This is a genomic window from Ramlibacter sp. (assembly GCF_035627355.1).
Taxonomy (GTDB): domain Bacteria; phylum Pseudomonadota; class Gammaproteobacteria; order Burkholderiales; family Burkholderiaceae_C; genus Ramlibacter.
Window position 1 is genome coordinate 1 of the sequence record NZ_DASPLW010000024.1, and the last position, 3,591, is coordinate 3,591.

The following is a 3,591-nucleotide window of genomic DNA, read 5'->3' on the forward strand; positions in this document are numbered from 1 at the left end:
GTTTCCGCGACCCTAACGTTTGGAAGATTCGACCGCCCCCCCCGCCCCAGCTTGGTGCGTCAGCCCTTCGCCCGCTCGCGCAGGAGGGCTGCGACCCAGTCGGGCATCACGTACCCGCCGGCGCGGCGCATCGCCTCTTCCTGCGCGCTCTTGTCTGCGTGGCAGGGAGTGGAGTGCAGGAGGGCGAGGTTGCTGTCGTCGTCGCTGCCGCCGGCCCAGCGTGGGTGCAGATGGTCTACGGCGTCCCGGGTGGGGTTCCACAGCAGGCCGCACTTGGCGCACATGGAGCCGTCGCGGATCTGGATGCGTAGGCGGGTTGCCTGCCAGGGGCGGCCGGCGGGGCGCGGGGCTGTTGTCTCGGTGGTCAGCGTCTGGAGCCGGGCCGGCGCGGCGGCCAGCCGTGGGCGCAGGGTCTGGAGCTTCATGTCTGGGCTCGCTTTCCGGCTTGCGTCGGGTTGGTCAGCCCGGCGAGCGTGCCTGCGGTTCCGCACTCCGTTGCCGGCCTGCGAGTGCGACAGTGGAGCGCCCTTGAAGGAGGCGCCGGCTGGTGAAGGGCGCGGGCGACGATCCCCCGAGGTGCTACGCGAGCGGTTCAGGGAGTGGGGATGCGCCCGGCTTCGGGCTGCCTCGCCTGAGCCAACGCTCCCTTGCATGCGGTCTGACTTGGCCCTACACCGTGTCCCCGCGCACCCGACCAAGGGATTGCAGATCGCCGGTTCAGACTACCGTGGCAGTTGCCTGCTCGGGGTGTCCATGCTTGGGAGCGCCAGCCCAGGCGCTGCAAATGAGAAAGCCCGCGCAGAGGCGGGCTTGGGGAATTTCAGGGCGAGCAGGACCATCGCTCGCTTCCAGCCGGAGCAACCGGCCTTCATGTTCCTAGGGCTTGCGGCCCATTGTCTGCACGGTCTTTCTCCGGCGGACCCTCGCGCGGGTCAGGCGCGATTGTGCCATGCTGGAGTTTGTCAAGCAAGCCCATGCGCCCGTGTTGGCTTTTCGCTACCTTGCGGCGATGTCCGCCACGGCGGCGAGAACGCCCTCGCCATCTTGGCCGCCGGCATTGGCGAGGTGTGCCGCCATCAGCTCGATTGCATCCGCGGCCTGCCCAAGCTCGCGGCTGCACCCGCCGCCCTGCTCGAAACGCTCATGGTCGGCCGCGATCTCTCGGAACCGGGCGACCATCTGGGCGATCTCGAACACCGTCTTCATGGCAGTTCCACTTCCTCGCCCAGCTTGCTCGCCACGTAGGCGCGCATGGCGGCGATAAGGGGGGTGGTGCCAATTTGGGCGGGCACGCCAACGTCCATCGTGGCTACCCAGCGCGATCCGCCGACTCTTTCGCCGTTCCACCACCCATCATTGTCCCGCCACTCCAGCTCGATCCGCTCCCGCTCGATGATCGGGCCGCCGTCCTCCCACAGGCTGCTCGGCTCAAAGTCACGGAAGCTGCCCCCGCCGGATTCCGTGAGGACGTACTGCTCGCGCCCCTCGGCCTTTGCCACCGCCGCATCCAGCAGCGCGCCTTCCAGTTCACTCGTCTTGTGCTTTGCCATGCTCACCCTTCCCGACGCAGCCGCGCCTTGAGCGAGTGTCGCGCCACCGTCACGCAGTAATCCAGATGATTCTGGATGCGCGTCGAGCCCTCGGGCCGGGCGCTCTTGCCGCTTCCCCCGCAGGCGTGGCACCGCTTGCCGCTCAGCGCCGGCTGGTCCGGCACCTTGCGCAGGCCGTGTCCGTCGCACACCGGACAGACCGGGGACAACCAGTGGAACAGCGCCGGACCAACGTAGTCCGCGCTGATGCCCTTGAGCAGCGCCCATGCGTGGATCTGCTGGAGCACGCCGGACCGGCTTTTCAGGGAGGTGGCCAGCAGGCGCAGCTCGCGGGCGTACCAGACGATCGCCTCCGAACGGGCGCGGCTCATGTTCGGCTTGCCCCGGGCGTCCGGGATTGTGGCGGCGAGCTGCCGCACCTGCGCGTCCGTCATGCGCCGCGGTTTCGCCGCTGCGTCCCACTCCGAATGCAGGCGCAGCAGCGCCATGCCCATGCGGCTGTCGCTCCAGCCGGCGGCAATCAGCACGTCCCCTGCGCCGCGCCGCTCGGCATCCACGGTCAGGTCGGAGGTGTTGCCCGCCGTCTGGTACTGCTCCTCGATTCCTGGCCGTTCGTTCGTGTCTGCCAACATGGTCCCACCTCTTTCGTTGTACTGCGCCCGGTTGCCTCGGGCTATGCGAGCCGCACGTCCAGAGTCACGCTGCCCACCGAACGGACGCGGTGCGGCTGGCAGACCGGCTGGAAGTCCTGCCAGCCGACGCGCACGTCCTCCACCAGCAGGCCGGTCTGGCGCATGAAGCCGTCGAGCGCATCGCGGATCTGGTTCTCGGCTTCCTGCTTTGCCTTGTGCATTTCTTCGACGGTCATCTCGTCCCTTTCATGCGCCGTCACGGGTGGCGCTTGACCCTTAGAACCGAACGCAACCCGCCGTCAAGGCGAGCAGCGCGAACAGGGCGAACACGCCCAGCCAATAGAGGAAGAAGAACTTCATGCCGCCCTCCTCTGCGAGTCGTTGGCGGCGCGCGCACCGAGCCCAGCGAACGGGTTGTCGTAATCCTTCCAGTTGCGCCCGCTGATGATCCGGCAGGCGGTTTGGAACGGCACGCCGAAATGCTCGCTCGCCTCCTTTGCGCGCATCCCGGATGCCCGCATCGCGCGAACAAGCTGCATGCTCAGGCTGGACTTGGCGCGTGCCGCTTCGGCCAGCTTCGCAGAGCGCACCACGTCATAGCGGAACTTCTGCGAGCTGCGCTTTTGCAGTTCCTGCCGCGACCACGCGACCACGTGATCCTTTGCCATGCAGCGAGGGTCGCAGCACTTCGTGGTGCACACCTTGCCCTGTATCCGGTGTCCCATCGCCTGCATCAACAGCCGCCGCGCAGAGCCCGTCTTGTTCGTGAACGGGTTGCGAACAGCTGGAACGCCCTTGTGACCCACGGCGCCGGTCCAGATCAGGCAGCCTCCCTCACCGGGAACGCACTTCCCCTGCAGCCATTCGATGATTGCGGCATCCGTCACAGCAGTCCTTTCTGAGCCAGCCGCACCAGCGACCGGAGGTGGGCTTCGTGCCAAGCCAAGCGCAGCGCCAGCGCATCCAGCCCGGGATACCGCGTGCGGCCGTCCACGGCGTCATGGCAGGCGCTGCAGGCGTAGCAGCCGGCAAGATCCAGGCTCTTCGTACCCATGCCGCGGTCGCCTGCGTGGCCCGGGTAGTGGCTCCAGACCGTCGTCTCGGGGTTGTGGTTGCAGACGCCGATCAGGCGCACCGCGCACGCCTCGCCCCGCGCGCTGTCCCGGATGGCCTGCTTTACCTTGCCGGGCACCTTCTGGCGCGCGGGCGGCGCGGGCACCGTCGTTGCGCCGCCATACGTCCCCCGATGTAGCGAGCGCGGGCCGGAGCCGAGGGCGCGCATGTTCGCCTCGCGCTCGGTCAGACGGCGCTGCTGCAGTTCTTCGGAGGAGGGGCGATGAAAGCTCACCCCTGCTCCCCAAGGTATTCCCGCCACGGCACCTTTTGGCCGTCCACCAGGAAGCCCCACG

The 3,591-nt window shown here is 68.1% G+C and carries 7 protein-coding genes; all 7 read right to left on the minus strand.

The features are described from left to right. Positions 1 to 59: 59 nt before the first annotated feature. Positions 60 to 425 (minus strand): HNH endonuclease signature motif containing protein, encoded by a 366-nt coding sequence (locus VEC03_RS06810; protein ID WP_324913837.1) that lies wholly within the window; start codon positions 423 to 425, stop codon positions 60 to 62. Between the two features lie 571 nt (positions 426 to 996). Then, positions 997 to 1,206, minus strand: coding sequence for a hypothetical protein (locus tag VEC03_RS06815; RefSeq protein WP_324913839.1), 210 nt, complete (start codon positions 1,204 to 1,206; stop codon positions 997 to 999). After that, positions 1,203 to 1,550, minus strand: coding sequence for a phage protein NinX family protein (locus VEC03_RS06820; RefSeq protein WP_324913841.1), 348 nt, complete (start codon positions 1,548 to 1,550; stop codon positions 1,203 to 1,205). The genes VEC03_RS06815 and VEC03_RS06820 overlap by 4 nt, the downstream gene beginning before the upstream one ends. A gap of 2 nt (positions 1,551 to 1,552) precedes the next feature. Beyond that, positions 1,553 to 2,182 (minus strand): hypothetical protein, encoded by a 630-nt coding sequence (locus tag VEC03_RS06825; protein WP_324913843.1) that lies wholly within the window; start codon positions 2,180 to 2,182, stop codon positions 1,553 to 1,555. Positions 2,183 to 2,223: 41 nt separating this feature from the next. Continuing rightward, positions 2,224 to 2,418, minus strand: coding sequence for a hypothetical protein (locus VEC03_RS06830; RefSeq protein WP_324913845.1), 195 nt, complete (start codon positions 2,416 to 2,418; stop codon positions 2,224 to 2,226). Between the two features lie 120 nt (positions 2,419 to 2,538). Next, entirely contained in the window at positions 2,539 to 3,069 is a 531-nt protein-coding gene (locus VEC03_RS06835; RefSeq protein ID WP_324913847.1) for a hypothetical protein, read from the minus strand. Further along, on the minus strand, positions 3,066 to 3,591 hold a 526-nt coding region (locus tag VEC03_RS06840; protein ID WP_324913849.1), incomplete at its 5' end, for a nuclease domain-containing protein. The genes VEC03_RS06840 and VEC03_RS06835, both read right to left, overlap by 4 nt.

Bases quoted from the DNA above. Each gene is read 5' to 3' on its own strand.
- VEC03_RS06820 (WP_324913841.1), bottom strand. From the start codon at position 1,550: ATGGCAAAGCACAAGACGAGTGAACTGGAAGGCGCGCTGCTGGATGCG.
- VEC03_RS06830 (WP_324913845.1), bottom strand. From the start codon at position 2,418: ATGACCGTCGAAGAAATGCACAAGGCAAAGCAGGAAGCCGAGAACCAG.
- VEC03_RS06815 (WP_324913839.1), bottom strand. From the start codon at position 1,206: ATGAAGACGGTGTTCGAGATCGCCCAGATGGTCGCCCGGTTCCGAGAG.
- VEC03_RS06810 (WP_324913837.1), bottom strand. From the start codon at position 425: ATGAAGCTCCAGACCCTGCGCCCACGGCTGGCCGCCGCGCCGGCCCGG.
- VEC03_RS06825 (WP_324913843.1), bottom strand. From the start codon at position 2,182: ATGTTGGCAGACACGAACGAACGGCCAGGAATCGAGGAGCAGTACCAG.